The sequence below is a fragment of the Rhizobium sp. CB3171 genome (genome assembly GCF_029714265.1).
Lineage (GTDB): Bacteria > Pseudomonadota > Alphaproteobacteria > Rhizobiales > Rhizobiaceae > Rhizobium.
This window is the reverse complement of the sequence record NZ_CP121652.1, coordinates 2,912,118-2,930,000: the sequence shown is the minus strand read 5'-3', so window position 1 is coordinate 2,930,000 and position 17,883 is coordinate 2,912,118. Positions and strand designations below refer to the sequence as shown.

Genomic DNA, 17,883 nt, shown 5'->3' with positions numbered 1-17,883 from the left:
GGACACGCGTAGTCGATGGGAACCACGTTAATATTCGTGGGCCTGGTGGTAGTGACGGATTGCTTAACTTGTAAGGTCTTATTGGATTGATCTTGCAGGGACGCGGTTCCAGGAAATAGCTCCACCGTATAGACCGTACCCGAAACCGACACAGGTGGTCAGGTAGAGTATACCAAGGCGCTTGAGAGAACTATGTTGAAGGAACTCGGCAAATTGCACGCGTAACTTCGGAAGAAGCGTGACCCTTATGTGCGCAAGCATGTGAGGGTGGCACAGACCAGGGGGTAGCGACTGTTTACCAAAAACACAGGGCTCTGCGAAGTCGCAAGACGACGTATAGGGTCTGACGCCTGCCCGGTGCTGGAAGGTTAAGAGGAGGGGTGCAAGCTCTGAATCGAAGCCCCAGTAAACGGCGGCCGTAACTATAACGGTCCTAAGGTAGCGAAATTCCTTGTCGGGTAAGTTCCGACCTGCACGAATGGCGTAACGACTTCCCGCTGTCTCCAACATAGACTCAGTGAAATTGAATTCCCCGTGAAGATGCGGGGTTCCTGCGGTCAGACGGAAAGACCCCGTGCACCTTTACTATAGCTTTACACTGGCATTCGTGTCGGCATGTGTAGGATAGGTGGTAGGCTTTGAAGCAGGGACGCCAGTTCTTGTGGAGCCATCCTTGAAATACCACCCTTATCGTCATGGATGTCTAACCGCGGTCCGTCATCCGGATCCGGGACAGTGTATGGTGGGTAGTTTGACTGGGGCGGTCGCCTCCGAAAGAGTAACGGAGGCGCGCGATGGTGGGCTCAGACCGGTCGGAAATCGGTCGTCGAGTGCAATGGCATAAGCCCGCCTGACTGCGAGACTGACAAGTCGAGCAGAGACGAAAGTCGGTCATAGTGATCCGGTGGTCCCGCGTGGAAGGGCCATCGCTCAACGGATAAAAGGTACGCCGGGGATAACAGGCTGATGACCCCCAAGAGTCCATATCGACGGGGTTGTTTGGCACCTCGATGTCGGCTCATCGCATCCTGGGGCTGGAGCAGGTCCCAAGGGTTTGGCTGTTCGCCAATTAAAGCGGTACGTGAGCTGGGTTCAGAACGTCGTGAGACAGTTCGGTCCCTATCTGCCGTGGGTGTAGGAATATTGACAGGATCTGTCCCTAGTACGAGAGGACCGGGATGGACATATCTCTGGTGGACCTGTTGTCCTGCCAAGGGCATAGCAGGGTAGCTATATATGGAAGGGATAACCGCTGAAGGCATCTAAGCGGGAAACCCACCTGAAAACGAGTGTTCCCTATCAGAGCCGTGGTAGACGACCACGTTGATAGGCCGGGTGTGGAAGTGCGGCAACGCATGAAGCTTACCGGTACTAATAGCTCGATTGGCTTGATCGTTCCCATTGCTTGTGTTCATCACACGATGCATCTGACGTGTTCAAAAAGACAAGAGACATGAAGGCTATTGCCTCCATCCTCTCTTCACCAGCTTCTCAAACGTTGCGCTTCGCTGACCTGGTGGTTATGGCGGGGTGGCTGCACCGTTCCCTTTCCGAACACGGCCGTGAAACGCCCCTGCGCCCATGGTACTTCGTCTCAAGACGCGGGAGAGTAGGTCGCTGCCAGGTCTGCAAAACGCAACGCCGAGCAAACCCATCAGGGTTTGTCCGATGATTTAAATCTTCTCGACACAAAAACGGCTAAGCCGTGTTACAATAGGCCGCTCAAAAGCGGCCTTTGTCGCTTCTAAAGGCATACAGTTATACGCCCGGCTCCGAAATAAGGTGCCACGGGAACACGGGACAAATCCTTCGGATTTGCCCGGATCACGCAAGCCGCAACCCGGCTTGCTCAAGCTCCGACGAACCCCAACGGTTCGCTCAGGGCGGACAAACCGCAACGCGGTTTACGCTGGTAACGCGGGGTGGAGCAGCCCGGTAGCTCGTCAGGCTCATAACCTGAAGGCCGCAGGTTCAAATCCTGCCCCGCAACCAAGCCTTCCCAAACAACATTCCAATATCAATACCCCAAAGCATTCCGCTTCGCTGGCGATACCGCCGCAGCCGACGGACCATAACCGGAAAGCCCAAGCTTCATAGCCTCCCACCGATACCAAGCTCCCCGCACAACATCGCTATCGCTGGCGCGAAGTCTCCACCTGCATTCCCGATACCGCCGCCGCAGACGACGGACCAAGGCTGAGCGGTTTTGCCGCCCCGGCAGGAGCTTTATAGACACCACGGCTTGCGAGCGTGGCCAAACAATAGGGGCAAGCTTGTTGGCAAGTGCAGGATCGCAACCATGCACGGCCCTCGGGAGCAAGCGCCCAGCGATGTTCCTTTTGCGCGGCTTCGACCAGCTTCTCGCTTGATGTCTCGACGGGAACCAGACAACCTCATCCATCACAATCCCAAGACAGAAGTGCCTTCAGGTCGAGAGCGCCGCCGTTCGTCGATGGCCGAGGGCTTGTCATTGTTCAGGAAAGTTGTGAGCCAGATGGAAGGGCTAGTATCCGTGTCCGGCGCCATGGCATCCGGCCGAATGCGCCGTTCACCTGGCGCACATCGCCAGATCTGGAAACAAGATTTCTCACAAATGTCATTGCGCGGAAACATTCGGACATCCCCGACTGTCGGCAATCGTCTAGATATCGAGGCTCTTTTCAGAGCGGGCACCGCTCACACCGCTTTAGTCAATTCTGACTGACAAAACATTCGTTACGGAGCCTGATTGCCGATGTTTTTCCCAAATCCGTGGCGGCAAGAACAGCTAAGGCATGTTGTTGTGACAACTTTTCACGAGAAGGGTTACCGCGACTATGGGAAAAGATGCATCGAGACCTTTCTCAAGCACTGGCCGGAGGATATCGGGCTTTTGGTCTACGCAGAGAACGTCGATGTTGAGGAGAAAGATCGCAGGCTTCAGATCTTGGACCACGGTGAAGCTCTCCCACGTCTGCTCGAATTTCGCCAAGCCTTCGCCGACAATCCGCTAGCCAACGGAATTTGTTTATCCAGGTCCAGTTTGCAACGCGATTACCGGTGGGATGCCGTTCGCTTTTCCAACAAGGTTTTCGCTGTCACCGATGCGATCCGGCGATACCGGACGACGGCCGACCAGTTGATATGGCTCGATGCGGATACGGTCACCCATAGGGATGTTCCGCGCAGCCTGGTCGACAGAATTGCACCGAGAGGGGACCAACTCGCCGCTTACTTAAATCGTCGAATGTATCCCGAATGCGGCTGGGTGGGTTACAACCTGCGTCATCGGGAAATATTGACCTTCGCGGATCGCTTCGAACGCATCTATACATCTGGGTATTTTCTGGCGATGAAGGAAAGCCACGATAGCTTTATCTTCTGGAAGATCGCTCAACAAATGGAGCAGGACAGGGAAGCAAGATTTAAGCTGCTGGGTTCGAACCGCGCAAAATCTCATGTTTTCATCAACAGTGTCCTTGGTGGCTATATGGATCATCTGAAGGGTGACAGGAAAGCGGCAGGCAAAAGTCGCAAGAGCGATTTGACATGGCGAAGGCGGGAAGACTGGTGGAGGTAATCAACCGTTCCCAACAACACCCAAGATGTTTCGTCTACTGAACTGCCCGAAAATACTTGCGAATGACTATCAACTGCTCGGTTGCTGAGGCAGGGCGGCCTTTGTTTAGGGTTGCGGCGTTTCCAGACTATCCATCAACCCGTTGATGCCGGCGCAGGCATGGAGAACTGTCATAGCTTTCGAAGCTTTCCTTGAACAAGGACAAACCTACCGCCAAAGGATTATGGGTTGCTAGACTACCTCTTCGCGAACATCTCTGGTATGGTAACTTAGGAGTAGTCGCGATGCCTCCGCATATCGGCCGCACGTAGCTTCCGTTTCATCTCTTTTTTCGATCTTGTTACTTCGGCCACAGGTTTCTGCGACAAACGCGAAAGTTTTTCTTTTGTGGGGGAAACAATGGGCAAATCTGCGTCTTTTCTCGCGGCCGTCCCGCGTGGATGGCAATATCGCCTATCGGCATACGTCGCGTCTTGCGCTTTCGTGTTCTGCGTTGCTGCCGGCGCGGTTCATGCGCAACAGCCGACCGATGCGCAACGCAGTGCCATCAAATCGGCCTGCCGCTCCGATTTCATAGCGCAATGTTCAGGCGTAACGCCGGGCGGCATCGAAGCGCTGACCTGCCTGCAACAGCATAGCGCGACGCTCTCTCCCGCCTGCCGCAGTGCCGTATCGGCGGTGGACACGACCAAAAAGAAGTCCAGTGCCGTTACGCCCGCCGAGACGCCAGCAACGGCGCCGGCACAATCCGGCGCAGCGACGACCGGAACGCAAACGTCCCAGCCGACGCAGGCACAGCGCAATGCGGTCAAATCGGCCTGTCGTTCCGATTTCATGGCCCAATGTTCGGGTGTGACGCCGGGTGGCTCCCAGGCGCTAGCCTGTCTGCGCCAGCACAGTGCGACTCTTTCCCCATCCTGCCAGCAAGCGGTTGCGGCTTTGGGAGGAGGCGCTTCGGCGCCTGCCGGTGGCGCCCAGGCGCCGGCAGCAGGCGGCGGCGCGGCGGCGATGCCCGGTGCGGGCATGCCGATGCCATCTTTCACGCCGCGCGAAGAATTGATCGTCCTGCGTCGGACGTGCGGCCCGGATTTCCGCGCCTTTTGCCGTTCCGTGCCGCTCGGCGGAGGCAGGGGCATTGCCTGCCTGCGGAACAACATGCAACGGCTGTCTCCCACGTGCCAGAAGGTGTTGACCACCGGGTTGTAGGGTGCCGCCTCTCTCTTAGAGCGTCCCGCTTGGGGTGAATCACCTTCAAGCGGAGCGATTTCAGCGTGTTCAAACGAATACACGGAGCCGTGGGGGCATAGCGGGCGGGCAGCGGAACAGCCGCGGTCCATGGTCTTCAGAGGTCGAAGACCGACATTTCATGGAACTTGAGCGATACGGGCCTGCCGCAACCGGCAGCCTGCACATTCGGTGGATCAACGATGGCCCGAACGAAAGGTGTTGCCATGTCATCGATTTCGTACGTTCAGACATTCAAACGACTGCTGATTTTCGGTTCTGTTGGCGTCTGCTGCGTCTTCCCCACGGCGGCGTTGGCGGATGACGCCAAGGATATTCTGAAAGCCATGTCCGACTATCTGGCGGCGCAGAAGACGATGTCGTTTCATTATCAATCCGCGCTCGAGGCCGTGACACCGGATTTCGAGAAGCTGCAATTCGTCAGTTCCGGCACGGCCAGCCTCACGCGTCCCGACAAGCTCAGGATCACGCGGACGGGCGGGTTTGCCGATGTGGATGTGAGCTTCGATGGCTCGACCCTGACCGTCCATGGCAAGAACCTCGACGCCTATGCCAAGATCGACGCCAAGGGGTCTGTGGACGAGCTGCTTGAGCGGCTGGTGGGTGCCGGTGTCGAGGCGCCGGGTGCAGACCTGCTGTCGACGAATGTCTACGATCTGATGATGTCGGATGTGACCGTCGCCAAACATATCTCCAGCGCTTTCGTCGACGGCGTCGAATGTGAATATCTCACCTTCCGCACGCCTGAAATCGACTGGCAGATCTGGATACAGACCGGAGCGCAGCCGATACCGCGGCGCTACGTCATCACCAGCAAGCATGTCGGTCAGGCACCGCAATACACGCTGGAGATCAGCGACTTCAAGAGCGGCGCCGATGTGGCCAAGGTTTCCTACAATATCGATATTCCGACCAGCGCGAAGAAGGTCGATCTTAGCGAACTCCAGTCGCTTGATGAGCTTCCCGCGCCTACCGATGTGGGAGAAAGCAAATGAGATATCCGAGATTATTGGTGGCCGCAGGCTTGGCCGGCGCTTTCCTTTTCGCCGATGTCAATGTCGAGCCGGGCGGGTTGATACCGCTGTCGATCGATTTCGCCACGCCGGCCGGCGCCATCATTGGCCGGCCCCTGACCCCGCTTTCCTATGCGGGCGTCGCCCGCAGAACGACGCGCCGCGTGGTGGCGGGAACGACGGCTGGCATCGCCGTTCTGCCGGCGGGCTGCGTCTATGGGGCCTATTATGGCGGCTATTACTATCGCTGCGGATCCGGCTACTATGCCAAGAGCGGCAACGTCTATGTCAGGGTCGTCGTGCAATAGGGGCAAGATCCCGTGCGCCAACTGGTCGTCCGTGGCAAGGCAGTGAGTTCAGATCGGATGGCGCCCTCGGATAGATGGCTCGGGCGCCATACTTGCTCTTAAAGCATGTCGCGCAAAAGTGTGCGGCGGTTTTGCGATAACGACATGCGCACAATCAAAGACCTAAAGCGCAAGGAGCAAATCCCAGAGATCGCGATGCGCTTTAGTCCGCGGCTTGCGAAACCGGCTGCGCGACCGTTCGGCGTTTTCTATATTCCTCGATGCGTTGCAGCACGACATAGAACGAGGGAACGAAGAGTACGGCGAGGCAAGTCGAGGCGATCATGCCGCTGAAGACGGATATGCCGATCGACTTGCGGGCGGATGCGCCGGCTCCCGTCGCCAGCACGAGCGGCACGACACCGAGAATAAAGGCGAAGGATGTCATCAGGATCGGCCTGAAGCGCAGGCGCGCCGCCTCGACCGCGGCGTCGAGAATTTCCATGCCTTGTTCCCGTTTCTCCCGCGCGTATTCGACAATGAGAATAGCGTTTTTCGAGGCAAGCGCGATCAGCAGGATGAGCCCGATCTGGGTGTAGAGGTTATTGGCGACGCCCACAGCGCTCAGCGCTCCCACCGTTCCAAGCAGGGCGAGCGGCACCGCCAGCAGCACGGCCAACGGCAGGATCCAGCTTTCATATTGGCCGGCGAGCACGAAATAGACGAGAAGCATGGCAAGGGCGAAGATGAAATAGATCTGACCGCCGACAATCTTTTCCTGATAGGACAGAGCCGTCCATTCGAAGCCCGTTCCGGGTGACAGCGTGCGGTCGGCTATCTGTTCCATGACATCGAGCGCCTGCCCGGAACTGAAGCCTCTGGCAGCTCCGCCGACGATCGTGGCCGTCGGATAGAGGTTATAGAGGCTGATGAGGGACGGGCCTTGCTCGGCGGTGATGTCGACCACCGTGCCAAGCGGCACCATGGTGCCATCGCCGGCCTTGACCTTCAGGTTGCGAATGTCGTCAGGCCGAATCCGAAAATCGGGCGATGCCTGCACATAGACCTGGAAGGTCCGCCCGAATTTGTTGAACTGCGTCACGTAGCTTGATCCCACGTAGCCCGAAAGCGCCGAGAAGACCTGTCCGACGGTCACGCCGAGCGTCTCCGCCTTGATGCGGTCGACGGAAACGGAGAGCTGGGGAACGTCGGCGCGGAAGGATGTGCTCAGCCGCTGCAGCGCCGACTGCGCATTGCCGTTCTTGACGATGGTGTCGGCCAGACCCTGCAGCAGCGGATAATCGAAATTCCCGTTCCTGATCTCGACCTGCATGGTAAAGCCATTGGCATTGCCGATGCCCTGGATCGGTGGAGGCACGATCACCAGCGTCTTTGCCGCCAATATATCCCGCAGGGCGCCGTTCAAATGTTCGTAGATCGACAGCAGGTCCTGTCCCTTTTCCTTGCCGCGGATACCCCAATCCTTGAGCACGACATAAGCGACGCCGGCATTCGGCAGGCTGGCGTTATTGTCGAGGACGGAGATGCCGCTGATGGTCAGCACCTGGTCGACGCCGGGCGTCTGTTGCGCAATCTTGCCGACCTGTTCCATGACTGCATCGGTTCGCTCCTTGGAGGCGCCATCCGGAAGCTGGGCGTTGACCAGCACATAGCCCTGATCCTCTACCGGCAGGAAGGCGGTCGGCAGGCGTGTCAGCCCCCACACGGCGACGCCGATCAATGCCAAGGCAACTAGGACCGCGATGCCACTATGATGAACCATGCCGCCGATAAGCCTGGCATAGGCATGCTCCGCCCGGTCGTAGACCTTGTTAAAGCCGCGATAGAAGAAGTTGCGCCTCTCAGGCGGTACGGGCGCACGCAGCCAGAGTGCACATTGCGTCGGCTTGAGCGTCATGGCGTTGATGGCGCTGATCAATGCGGTCGCCGCAATGACGAGTGCGAATTGCTTGTAGAGCTGTCCCGTCAGACCGGGGAGGAAGGCTGCCGGGATGAACACCGCCATCAGGACGAGCGTGATGCCGATGACGGGGCCGAACAGCTCGTCCATCGCCTTTTCGGCAGCCAGTCTGCCCGGCATCCCTGCCTCGACGTGACGGGTGACACCCTCTACGATGACGATGGCGTCGTCGACGACGATGCCGATGGCAAGAACGATGGCAAACAGCGTCGAGAGATTGACGGTGAAACCGAGCGCCGCCATCGCTGCGAAGGCGCCGATGATCGTCACCGGAACGGTCGTCGCCGGCACGAGCATTGCGCGCCAATCCTGCAGAAAGACGAGAATGACGACGAGCACCAGGACGCCGGCCTCCACCAGCGTCACGTAGACCTCGTCGATCGACGCCGTCACGAATTTGGTCGTGTCGAACGGAACCTGGTAGGCAAGGCCCGGCGGGAAGCTCTTCGAGAGTTGCGCCATCTTCGCGGCGACGTCCGTCGCGACGGTAATGGCGTTGGCTTCCGGCAATTGGAAAATGCCGATGCCGGTTGCAGGTCGCCCGTTCTGCATGAAGGACTGGCTGTAAGTCTGGGCGCCGAGCTCGACGCGGCCGATGTCGCGAATGCGCGTGATGCGTCCGCCATTCTGCTGATCGACTTTGACGATGATGTTCTCAAAGTCGACGGCGTCGTTCAGCCGCCCGCTGACGTTGAGCGTATACTGGAAATTCTGGCCGGGCGGCACGGGCGGTATGCCCACCTGACCGGCCGTTACTTCCTGGCTCTGCTGTTGTACGACATTGATGATGTCCTGCGGCGTCAGACCGCGCGCCTGCAGCAGGTCCGGATCCATCCAGATGCGCATGGCATACTGGCCGGCGCCAAATACCGAGACATTGCCGACGCCGGGCAGGCGGGCCAATTCGTTCTGCAGGTTGATGACAGCATAGTTGGACAGGAAAAGGCTGTCATACCGGCTGTCCGGCGAGGTGAGGGTGACAAATTCGAGGATAGACGTCGATTTCTTCTGTGTCGTGACGCCCTGCTCCTGAACGGCCTGCGGCAGCGACGGCATGGCGATGGCGACACGGTTCTGCACGAGGACCTGCGCCTGATCGGGATTGGTACCGATCGCGAAGGTCACCGTCAGGGAATAGGTGCCGTCGCTGGCGCTCGTCGACTGCATGTAGAGCATGTTCTGCACGCCGTTGACCTGCTGTTCGATCGGCAATGCAACCGTGTCGATGAGGGTTTTCGCGCTCGCGCCGGGATAACGCGTCGTCACCTGTACCGTCGGCGGCACAACGTTCGGATATTGCGCGACCGGCAATTGGAAGAGCGCGACCGCGCCGATGAGGACGAAGACAAGCGCCAGAACATTCGCGAGCACCGGCCGCTCGATGAAGAAGCGCGAAATCATGCTGTCCTCCTCGGATCTTGGCGTGGGAACGAAAGCAAGTTCATGGCGTGTCGGATTTGGCCGTATCAGACTTGGCCGCATCAGACTTAGGTGCATCGGGTTTGGTTGAATCGATTGCGGGCGCAACATTGTTCGACGCGCTAGCCGTCGCTGCGGTGTCCAGCGCGACTTTCTCCGGCGCGACCTTGCTGCCGGGGATGGCCTGTTGAATGCCTTCCGTCACCACCCAATCGTTGGCGTCGAGCCCGGATTCGATGACGCGCAGAGCCCCTTCGCGCTGGCCGGTTTTCACCAGCTTCTGCTCGACGGCGTCATCTTTTCCGATGACCAGCACGTAGCTGCCCTGCTGGTTGGTACCGATGGCATCGTCGCGCACCAGCAGCGCCTTGTCCTCGTGCCCGACAGGCACGCGCACCCGTACGAAAAGACCCGGCAGAAGGGCGTGCTCCTTGTTGTCGACGATGCCCCGTACGGACAGTGTTCCGGTTGATGCATCGACCTGCGGCGAGGCGTAGTCGAGATGACCCTTGAAGGGATAGTCGGTCGCATCCTGCAGGCCGATTTCAAAGGGAATGGTCGGAAGGTCGGTTTGCCGGAACGTGTGTCCTTGCTTTGCCATCTCCTGCTTGATCATCAGCACCTGCGGCTCGCTGACATTGAAATTGACGTAGAGCGGATCCGTCTGGACGATAGTCGCCAGCTTGGTCGGGCCGGATACGCCGACGAGAGCGCCGACATCGACGAGATGGGCGGTTACGGTGCCGTCAAAGGGCGCCAACACCTTCGTATATCCGAGATTGATCTTCGCAAGCTCGAGACTGGCCTGAGCATTGAGGATGGTCGCGTTCGCCTGATCAAGCGTCGCCTTGGCGCTGTCGACGGCCGTCTGGGTCGTAACCTTCTGCTTGCTCAGATTGAGCTGCCGCTGATATTCCTGATCGGCGCCGACCTGCGATGCCTGAGCGGAGGCGAGTGTCGCCTGCGCCTGATCGACCTGGGCTTCGTAGGTGTTGCTTTGGATGCCGAAGAGCTGTGTATCCTTCTTGACCGGCATACCATCCCGATAGTCGATCGACTCGATGAGGCCCTGTACGCGGGCCTCTATGTCGACGGAATTGATCGCTGCAGTGTTGCCCGTAAGCTCGAAATATCGAGTGACGGTCTGCTGCAGGGGAAGCGCTATGCGCACCTTGGGCGGTGGCGGGGCAACATAGGTGTTGTTGCTTCCGTCGCATGCTTGAAGAGAAATCGTGCATAGGAGCACGATGTAAAATTGTAGACCTTGAGAAAATCCCCCACGCATTCCTGACACCCCCCAATAAGCTGCGAGTTCCAGTCTTCGTGCGCGCCTCGTCGGCAACCATGCGGCGTCGATGGATCAAGGCATGTGACACTATGAAGCGCCATTGCTAAAAATTGCAATAGTCCCGTGCCTGCAATTCATATGCGCCGCCCCGGCGAAGGCTGACGTGACTACGCAGGCCGGCTTTTTCGGAATGTCATCATGACAAGAAGCAGGACAATAATAATCCCGGTTGCAATCAGGACGTGGTGGTGGAGCGGCAGATGGCCGAACGTCTGCTCGATACCCTGTCCGAACAAATAGCCTATCCCGGTGAAGAGCGATCCCCAGACCAGGGCTGCGGCAGCGTTGATCAAGACGAACTTTATCGCTGAAACGCCGGACATCCCGATGGCGACCGGACTGATTGCCCGAAAGCCATAGATGAAGCGGAAGGCGAAGATGAAGCCGGTGGGATGACGCTCCAGAAGCTGCGTGACGCGTGCGAATGCCGGTTTCTCGATGATTTTCTGGACGCGCGGATAGTGCCGGGCATAGCGGCCGATGAAAAAGAGCGTCTGATCGGCGATAAAAGAACCGGCGCAGGCGGCCGCGGCCGCATTCCAATAGGTCATGAGGTGGCGGTGCGAAAATACGCCGCCGAGGATCACCATGGTTTCGCCCTCGATGGCAGCGCCCAGAAAGACCGCCAGAAGGCCATATCTCGCGATCAGAAGCTCGATGGTCATGTCGGGGGCTCCGGACCGGGACGATGTGAACCTTACCGCTGAAAGATGAGCAGTACGTAACACAGGAAAAGGACAAGGTGAACGGCACCCTGCATCACATGGGTCCGGCCGCTGGCGAAGGTAATGATACTGACAGCGAGCGTCAGGATGAGCATCACGAGATCGCCGCCTTCAAGTCCCAGCGTGACGGGATGTGCAAAGAGATAGCTGACGACGAGCATGGCGGGCACGGTTATCCCGATTGTTGAGAGAACCGAACCCAAGAAGATATTGATCGAACGCTGCAAGTGGTTGGCGGCGGCCGCGCGCACAGCGCTGATGGCTTCCGGCGTGGCAACCAGCACCGCCATGACGACGCCGCCGAAGGCGACAGGCGCACGCAATGTTTCAATCACGTAGTCGATCGGCTTGGCGAGTTCTTCGACCAGGAACACCACCGGCCCCATATAGGCGAACAGGAAAACGGTGTGAAACCATATCGCCCTTCGGCCAGGGCGAGGGTCTGGTTTGACGTGCGGCTCGCTCTCGTCGGCAAAAAAATGGTGATGGCGGCCCGCCTGAAGCATCAGGAAGACGCTGTAGAGGCCGACGGAAATGATTCCGAGCACCATCTGTCTCGGCATGGAAGGGTGCGGGCCGGCGGCACCGTACAGGAAGCTCGGCATGACCAGGCTCAGCGTCGCCAATGGCACGATAAGGCCGAGATAGGCGTTGGCGCCCTGCAGGTTATGGGACTGCTCCGGTCGGCGCCAGCCGCCGAATAGCAACGATAGTCCCACCATGCCGTTGAGGATGATCATGATCACCGCAAAAAGCGTATCACGGGCGAGGGTAGGGTTGTTCTCGCCGTGGATCATGACGGCGGAAATGGCCATCACTTCGATCGAGGTGATGGCGAGCGTCAGGATCAATGTGCCGTACGGCTCCCCAAGCCGTTCCGCGAGATGGTCAGCATGCCGGACAACGGAAAGGGCGGAACCCAGCACGGCAGCAAAAAGTGCAAAGAAACTGAATGCGAGCCAAACAGGATTGGACAATTGCTGAAACAGCTCGCCTTCGAAGCTAATGATAAACAGGCTGGTCAGGATGCTGATCGCCAGAAACCATTCCTCGCGGAAAAGGCGGGTCAGTTCGTGAGGACGAAATGCCAGACTGCCCGTCATTGGAATGATGGCCTTGCAGAAAACTGTAGCTGCGAAGCGATAACCAATGTCATCATATCCCCCCAACCCGCGCTGTCGGACGCCCGCAAACCGCCTGAACCGTATCGCCCGAGTTCGAAATTCTACACGGGTTTGCCGCTTTCGGCGAGATCGGCCAGTGCGCGTTCGAGCCGGACCACGGAAAAGTGGCCGGCGTTGCGATCGAGCATAGGCTTGGCCGCGGTAGTTGTCTTCTCCGCAAAAAGGGCAAAGAGCGCTGTGATGTCCCAATTATATGGCTTGGATTGCCACAGATCTGCTTTTTCCTGCAGCACCGTACCGCATTGGTCAGAACTGACCTCGTGCGGTTCGGATAGTCCTGATTTATTGCCTGCGCTCCCTTCTCATATCTGAGGGAGCTTTCCCCGCTTTGCCCCGCCTCATCCGATGGGCGGGGCTTTTTCTGGGCGGTTCACAATGTGATTCGTCCAAATGTCGGATAATACTGTGTGCCGTCGAATGGGGCTAAGTTTTAGGTGTAGTTTATTTAGCTGTTGACGATATTTAATTATCGTTTAACTTCAATTCGTTGAATATTTGACGCCCGCCTGTCACCGCTTAGCAGGTGGGCGCTTTTTTTGTTGCAGAGGCGCACGGAACTATTATGATGCTGCCATCATAATTCTTTAGCACCTCGCCATCCCCCCCAAAGTGGCGGGGTTTTCTTTTGCCGATCGCTACGATTCGATCGTGCCGGTCGCTTAAACGACGAGCGCCCCGGCCATATTACTCAAAGTTTTCCTCGGCTTCTCTTAAGTCAAGCGCGTTCTTGCGAGAGAAAATCCAAGCATCGGCGCAGCGCATTCAAGGGGAAGAGCTCCCTCATGGTTTGCCGTTGCCTAAATTATTGAAATGTAGAATAACTATACCAAGGAAAAGATTTGATCCGGGGCAAGACTTGCGCAAGGGAGCCGCAGATGATCTTTCGCCAGCTCTTCGACAGCGTGTCCGGTACCTACACCTATCTCATCGCCAGCCGGCGGGGCGGCGAGGCGCTCATCATCGATCCCGTGCTCGAGAAGGTTGACCGCTATCTTCAGCTCGTCGAGGAGCTCGACCTTAAGCTGGTCAAGGCCGTGGATACGCATTTGCATGCCGACCATATCACCGGATTGGGTGCGCTGCGCGACCGCACCCATTGCATTACCGTGATGGGCGAGCAGACCCTTGCCGACGTCGTTTCCATGCGCGTGACGGAAGGCGACCGTGTCGCGATCGAGGGTTTGAGCCTCGACGTACTTTATACGCCGGGCCACACGGACGATTCCTATTCCTTCCTCATGGGCGGCCGCGTATTTACCGGCGATACGCTCCTCATTCGCGGCACCGGACGCACCGATTTCCAGAACGGCAATCCGCTTCAGCAGTACGATTCGATCTTCAACAAGCTTCTGAAATTGCCGGATGAAACGCTGGTCTATCCCGCCCACGACTATAAGGGCGATACTGTTTCCACCATCGGCGAGGAGAAGCTGTTCAATCCGCGCCTCAAGGTCCGGTCGGCGGACGAGTATGCCGACCTCATGAATAATCTGAAACTTCCCAACCCGAAGATGATGGATGTGGCTGTGCCGGCCAATGTTCATGTCGGCTTTCATCAGGATGAGATCGCGCGCAAGGGCTGGGCCGTTTCGGCGGCGGAAGCATTGGCGCTGCGCGGTCGTCCCGACATCGCGATCGTCGACCTGCGCGAGAAGGGCGAGCGTGAAAAGCATGGAACGATCCCGGGCTCGCTGCATGCACCCTATCCGGATTTGCTGGAAAACATCAGCGCGGGAGGCATGCTGCATGAGTTGGCAGAGGCCACCGGCAAGCGGATCGTATTCTATTGCGCCTTCGGCGAGCGGTCGGCGATGGCCGTACAAGCGGCCCAGGACGCGGGCCTGGCGACCGCCTGTCATATAGAGGGCGGCATCGCGGCCTGGAAAAAGGCGAACGGGCCGGTGGCCACGCCGTAAATCAGCGATGGCGCCACCATCTGACACTCGGCTCCGTCCGGCTTTTTAACGAAGATCCTGACGATCCGCCCACCGGGAGATTGCGGCTGCAATTGCCTCGGGTTGATCCTCCGGCGCCACATGGCGGGCCGGGCCGCATTTTTCGATATCCAGATTGGCGATGTTCGCCCGGCACCAGTCCGTCATCCTCTCGCCGATCAACAGGGTCTCCGCCGGACCGTCGAAGGTCAGAAGCAGCTTTGGGACATCCGCGCTCACCGCCAGCCAGGCGTCGTAGGCTTCGATCCGGGCGACGACATCGGCCGGCTCACCTGCAATCGGCATCGCGCGGGGCCATTCGAGCAGGGGGCGGCGGCTTTCGCGAGTGGGGTAGGGTGCGCGATAGACGGCATGATCCTCGTCGCTCAATCCGTTGAGGACGGTGGCCGGCAGCGCCTGCTCGATGAAGAAATTCTCGTCGAGAACTTTGGCTTCACCGGTGCCCGCCGAGCGCAACGCCTCATAACGCGGGCGTGCGTTCGGCAGATCGTCCCAGTTCATCGGTCGGACGATGGTTTCCATGAAGGCGATGCCGCGCACCCGTTCGGGATTGCGGGCCGCCCAGTCGAAGGCCAACGCGCCGCCCCAGTCGTGGCCGACCAGCACGACACCGGTGAGTTCCAGCGCATCGAACCAGGCGTCGAGATAGCGGGGCGTGATCAGCGAAGCGGTAGGGTATATCGGGTTTGCCCGAGCGGCCCATGCCGATGAGATCGGGCGCGAGACGGCGCGCGGGCTCACCGATGTTAGGAGAGATATGCCGCCAGAGATGCGACGAGGTGGGATTGCCGTGGAGAAAGACGAAAGAGGTTCCGCTCCCTGCATCCTCATAGAAAATCGTCGAATTCAACACATCGATGGAGGGCATGGGGTATCCTCTCTTCCGAAGAAATGGTAAGGTACCTGTCTATTAACATAATGGTCAGTTGCCTGTCTATATCCTATGGAAAAATGCGTTCCCTCCCATCCACCACTCGGCCTCTTGCTTCGCCTTGTGCATCAGCACTGGACGCAGGCGGTCGAAGCCGCGCTGGACGAAGCCGGATTCAGCGATATCCGCCCACCACATGCCAACGTCTTCACCTTTGCCCGGCCGGAGGGCATCCAGGTCAGTGAACTCACCAAGCTCGCCCACGTGCGTAAGCAGACGATGACGCAAGCGGTCGAGGAGCTCGAACGGCTGGGTTATGTCGAGCGCCGCCCGGATCCCAACGACCGGCGTGGGCGGCTGGTCTTCCTGACCGAACGCGGCAAGGGCGTGCGGCCGATCGCCATGGCCACGGGCCGTCTGGTCGACGAACGCTGGGCGGAGATCGCCGGGTCGGAAGAGATCGAACAAATCAAGCATGCCTTGCAAAGACTGCTCGGCAAGCTGCAGAGCGGCGACGACACCGCCATCGGGCCGGAGGAACAGGCCGACTCCTAAATCGGTCGTCTCAACCGCGTTCCCAAAGTCTCTAATCTTCTGTTCGGTAACGCCGGGATCACAAAGAGTTTCGTTATCAATCTCCGAGGTTTGACCTATCTAGGTTGCAGCGTCCGGCCAATGGAACCCATGGGGTTCAGGAGAGCGATTTCATGAGACATATCCGCAGCATGGTGCAAAAGGCAGCCTTCGCTTTCGGTGTCGGCTTCGTTGCTTTGAGCGCGGCCATCGGTCCCGTCGGCACGATGCCGGCGTCCGCCCAGACCATCATCGACGACTGGCAGAAGGTAAAGCCGCCGGAGGCGCCGGAATTGAAGCCGGTGACGGTCGATCCGAAGACGACGGCGCTGCTGATCCTCGATTTCAATGGCGCGCAGGACCCGACCAAGGGGCCCTGCAACAAGAACACCAAACCGCGTTGCCTCGCCTCCGTGCCGAAGGTGAAGGCGATGCTCGACGAGGCCCGCGCCAAAGACGTGTTCGTCGTTTATAGCCTTGCCGGGGTGGGCGAACCTCAGGATATCGCCACGGATCTTGCGCCGCTGGCAAGCGATCCGATCGTCAAGTCCGGCTCCGACAAGTTCATCGGCACCAATCTCCGCAACATCCTCGCCGACAAGGGCATCAAGACCGTGATCGTCACCGGCACGGCTTCCGAAGGCGCGGTTCTCGATACGGCAACCGATGCGGCGCTGAACGGCATGAACATCATCCTTCCCGTCGACGGCATGTCGTCCACCACGCTCTACGGCGAGCAATATGTCGCCTGGCACATGGTCAATGCGCCCGGCGTTTCGCAGAAGACGACGCTCACCAAGATCGACATGATCAAGTTCTGAGACGTAGGCCGATCAATTCCGGTCCACAGACCCCAAACTAACACCCCGCTTCGGATGGGACTGAAGCGGGGTGCCTTTGCATTGCAGCGTCTTTAGTTCAAAGCCTCGGCAAAGAGGTTCAACAGGCGCTTCCAATGCCGTTCGGCGCCGGTCTCGTTGTAGACGCCGTGGTCGGGCACAGTCCAGCCATGGGCCATGCCGACATAGTTCTCGATCATATGGTCGACACCCCCTATGCGGAGTGCTTCGGCGAGACGGGCGGATTGCTCCGGCGGGAAGCTGTTGTCGACGCCAGCAACGCCGATATAGACGCGGCCCTTGATGTCGGCGGCAAGACGATGCGGGCTGTCTTCCGCGTCGCTGGCAAGATTGCCGCCGTGGAAGGTGGCGGCGGCTGCGATCCGGTCGGAATAGGCGGCCGCTGCCGTCAGCGCACGGGCGCCGCCCATGCAATAGCCGACGGTGCCGACCGGTCCGGTGGCGCCGGCTGCCGTCAACGCATCGAGAAAGGCGGCGCTGTCGCGCTTGGTCATCTCCTGCATCGTGCCGCGCACCATCCCCATGATTGTTTCGCGCGAGGCCGGATCACCGAAGGACGTGCCGTTGAACGGACCATAGGCGCCGAAACGATAGAACAGGTCGGGCAGCAGCACGGTGTAGCCGGAATCGGCAAGCCTTTGCGCCATTGCGTAAAGCGCTTGGCGCGGACCCATGGCATCCATGTAGAAAATGACGCCGCGCTCGGCGGAGACGCCGTTGTCGGGGCGGAAGATGGCGGCTTTCGCGACGCCATCGGCAGCGTTGATTTCGATATCCTGTTTCATCATCAAGTTCCTTGCGGTCTGGTTCGAGTGTTCGTTTCCCCGACTGGGGCACTTTGGCAAATGGCCGGAAGGCGCTCA

At 58.8% G+C, this 17,883-nt stretch carries 13 protein-coding genes, 1 tRNA gene, 2 rRNA genes and 1 pseudogene (1 of these 17 cut by a window edge); 10 read left to right on the top strand and 7 right to left on the bottom strand.

Annotation, left to right across the window (positions count from 1 at the left end):
* The 7 genes from QA648_RS14235 to QA648_RS14205 all read left to right on the top strand — a co-directional run.
* A 23S ribosomal RNA gene (locus QA648_RS14235) occupies positions 1-1,396 on the top strand (it extends 1,497 nt beyond the left edge of the window).
* A 116-nt stretch (positions 1,397-1,512) separates the two neighbouring features.
* Positions 1,513-1,626 (top strand): 5S ribosomal RNA (gene rrf, locus QA648_RS14230).
* A 290-nt stretch (positions 1,627-1,916) separates the two neighbouring features.
* Positions 1,917-1,992 (top strand) — tRNA-Met (locus QA648_RS14225).
* A 742-nt stretch (positions 1,993-2,734) separates the two neighbouring features.
* Entirely contained in the window at positions 2,735-3,559 is an 825-nt protein-coding gene (locus tag QA648_RS14220; protein ID WP_283051348.1) for a hypothetical protein, read from the top strand.
* A 399-nt stretch (positions 3,560-3,958) separates the two neighbouring features.
* Positions 3,959-4,765: a cysteine rich repeat-containing protein gene (locus QA648_RS14215; protein ID WP_283047610.1), complete on the top strand. Its 807-nt coding sequence runs from the start codon at positions 3,959-3,961 to the stop codon at positions 4,763-4,765.
* A gap of 245 nt (positions 4,766-5,010) precedes the next feature.
* Positions 5,011-5,799: a DUF2092 domain-containing protein gene (locus QA648_RS14210; RefSeq protein ID WP_283047608.1), complete on the top strand. Its 789-nt coding sequence runs from the start codon at positions 5,011-5,013 to the stop codon at positions 5,797-5,799.
* On the top strand, positions 5,796-6,125 hold the full coding sequence (locus QA648_RS14205) for a hypothetical protein (RefSeq protein WP_283047606.1): 330 nt from the start codon (positions 5,796-5,798) through the stop codon (positions 6,123-6,125). The genes QA648_RS14210 and QA648_RS14205 overlap by 4 nt, the downstream gene beginning before the upstream one ends.
* A gap of 202 nt (positions 6,126-6,327) precedes the next feature.
* Here the strand turns inward: QA648_RS14205 and QA648_RS14200 are convergent, their stop codons facing one another.
* From QA648_RS14200 to QA648_RS14180, 5 genes are all read right to left on the bottom strand, one after another.
* The gene (locus tag QA648_RS14200; protein WP_283047605.1) at positions 6,328-9,486 is read right to left on the bottom strand and encodes a multidrug efflux RND transporter permease subunit; all 3,159 of its coding nucleotides are present in this window, start codon (positions 9,484-9,486) and stop codon (positions 6,328-6,330) included.
* Positions 9,487-9,526: 40 nt separating this feature from the next.
* Complete coding sequence (locus QA648_RS14195; protein WP_283047603.1) at positions 9,527-10,789, bottom strand: efflux RND transporter periplasmic adaptor subunit; 1,263 nt, start codon at positions 10,787-10,789, stop codon at positions 9,527-9,529.
* A 170-nt stretch (positions 10,790-10,959) separates the two neighbouring features.
* On the bottom strand, positions 10,960-11,517 hold the full coding sequence (locus QA648_RS14190; protein WP_283047602.1) for a DedA family protein: 558 nt from the start codon (positions 11,515-11,517) through the stop codon (positions 10,960-10,962).
* A gap of 32 nt (positions 11,518-11,549) precedes the next feature.
* The gene (locus QA648_RS14185) at positions 11,550-12,680 is read right to left on the bottom strand and encodes a calcium:proton antiporter (RefSeq protein ID WP_283047601.1); all 1,131 of its coding nucleotides are present in this window, start codon (positions 12,678-12,680) and stop codon (positions 11,550-11,552) included.
* Positions 12,681-12,802: 122 nt separating this feature from the next.
* Complete coding sequence (locus QA648_RS14180; protein WP_283047599.1) at positions 12,803-12,994, bottom strand: hypothetical protein; 192 nt, start codon at positions 12,992-12,994, stop codon at positions 12,803-12,805.
* Between the two features lie 642 nt (positions 12,995-13,636).
* On the opposite strand from QA648_RS14180, the gene QA648_RS14175 reads away from it, so the two are divergent.
* Positions 13,637-14,677 (top strand): MBL fold metallo-hydrolase, encoded by a 1,041-nt coding sequence (locus QA648_RS14175; protein ID WP_104825228.1) that lies wholly within the window; start codon positions 13,637-13,639, stop codon positions 14,675-14,677.
* 45 nt (positions 14,678-14,722) lie between these two features.
* Here the strand turns inward: QA648_RS14175 and QA648_RS14170 are convergent.
* Positions 14,723-15,584: pseudogene (locus QA648_RS14170) on the bottom strand (haloalkane dehalogenase).
* Positions 15,585-15,659: 75 nt separating this feature from the next.
* Here QA648_RS14170 and QA648_RS14165 point away from each other — a divergent pair.
* Positions 15,660-16,142 carry a MarR family winged helix-turn-helix transcriptional regulator gene (locus QA648_RS14165; RefSeq protein WP_104824443.1) on the top strand — a complete coding sequence of 161 codons (483 nt, stop codon included), beginning with the start codon at positions 15,660-15,662 and terminating at the stop codon, positions 16,140-16,142.
* 152 nt (positions 16,143-16,294) lie between these two features.
* The gene (locus tag QA648_RS14160) at positions 16,295-16,981 is read left to right on the top strand and encodes an isochorismatase family protein (protein WP_283047596.1); all 687 of its coding nucleotides are present in this window, start codon (positions 16,295-16,297) and stop codon (positions 16,979-16,981) included.
* A 92-nt stretch (positions 16,982-17,073) separates the two neighbouring features.
* Here the strand turns inward: QA648_RS14160 and QA648_RS14155 are convergent, their stop codons facing one another.
* A complete protein-coding gene (locus QA648_RS14155) occupies positions 17,074-17,805 on the bottom strand; it encodes a dienelactone hydrolase family protein (protein WP_283047594.1) in 732 nt (243 codons plus the stop codon).
* Between the last annotated feature and the right edge of the window lie 78 nt (positions 17,806-17,883).

What these genes read in the sequence shown, in the direction of transcription:
- QA648_RS14220 (WP_283051348.1), top strand. Translation starts at nt 2,735, where the DNA reads ATGTTTTTCCCAAATCCGTGGCGGCAAGAACAGCTAAGGCATGTTGTT.
- QA648_RS14215 (WP_283047610.1), top strand. Translation starts at nt 3,959, where the DNA reads ATGGGCAAATCTGCGTCTTTTCTCGCGGCCGTCCCGCGTGGATGGCAA.
- QA648_RS14210 (WP_283047608.1), top strand. Translation starts at nt 5,011, where the DNA reads ATGTCATCGATTTCGTACGTTCAGACATTCAAACGACTGCTGATTTTC.
- QA648_RS14205 (WP_283047606.1), top strand. Translation starts at nt 5,796, where the DNA reads ATGAGATATCCGAGATTATTGGTGGCCGCAGGCTTGGCCGGCGCTTTC.
- QA648_RS14200 (WP_283047605.1), bottom strand. Translation starts at nt 9,486, where the DNA reads ATGATTTCGCGCTTCTTCATCGAGCGGCCGGTGCTCGCGAATGTTCTG.
- QA648_RS14195 (WP_283047603.1), bottom strand. Translation starts at nt 10,789, where the DNA reads ATGCGTGGGGGATTTTCTCAAGGTCTACAATTTTACATCGTGCTCCTA.
- QA648_RS14190 (WP_283047602.1), bottom strand. Translation starts at nt 11,517, where the DNA reads ATGACCATCGAGCTTCTGATCGCGAGATATGGCCTTCTGGCGGTCTTT.
- QA648_RS14185 (WP_283047601.1), bottom strand. Translation starts at nt 12,680, where the DNA reads ATGACGGGCAGTCTGGCATTTCGTCCTCACGAACTGACCCGCCTTTTC.
- QA648_RS14175 (WP_104825228.1), top strand. Translation starts at nt 13,637, where the DNA reads ATGATCTTTCGCCAGCTCTTCGACAGCGTGTCCGGTACCTACACCTAT.
- QA648_RS14165 (WP_104824443.1), top strand. Translation starts at nt 15,660, where the DNA reads ATGGAAAAATGCGTTCCCTCCCATCCACCACTCGGCCTCTTGCTTCGC.
- QA648_RS14160 (WP_283047596.1), top strand. Translation starts at nt 16,295, where the DNA reads ATGAGACATATCCGCAGCATGGTGCAAAAGGCAGCCTTCGCTTTCGGT.
- QA648_RS14155 (WP_283047594.1), bottom strand. Translation starts at nt 17,805, where the DNA reads ATGAAACAGGATATCGAAATCAACGCTGCCGATGGCGTCGCGAAAGCC.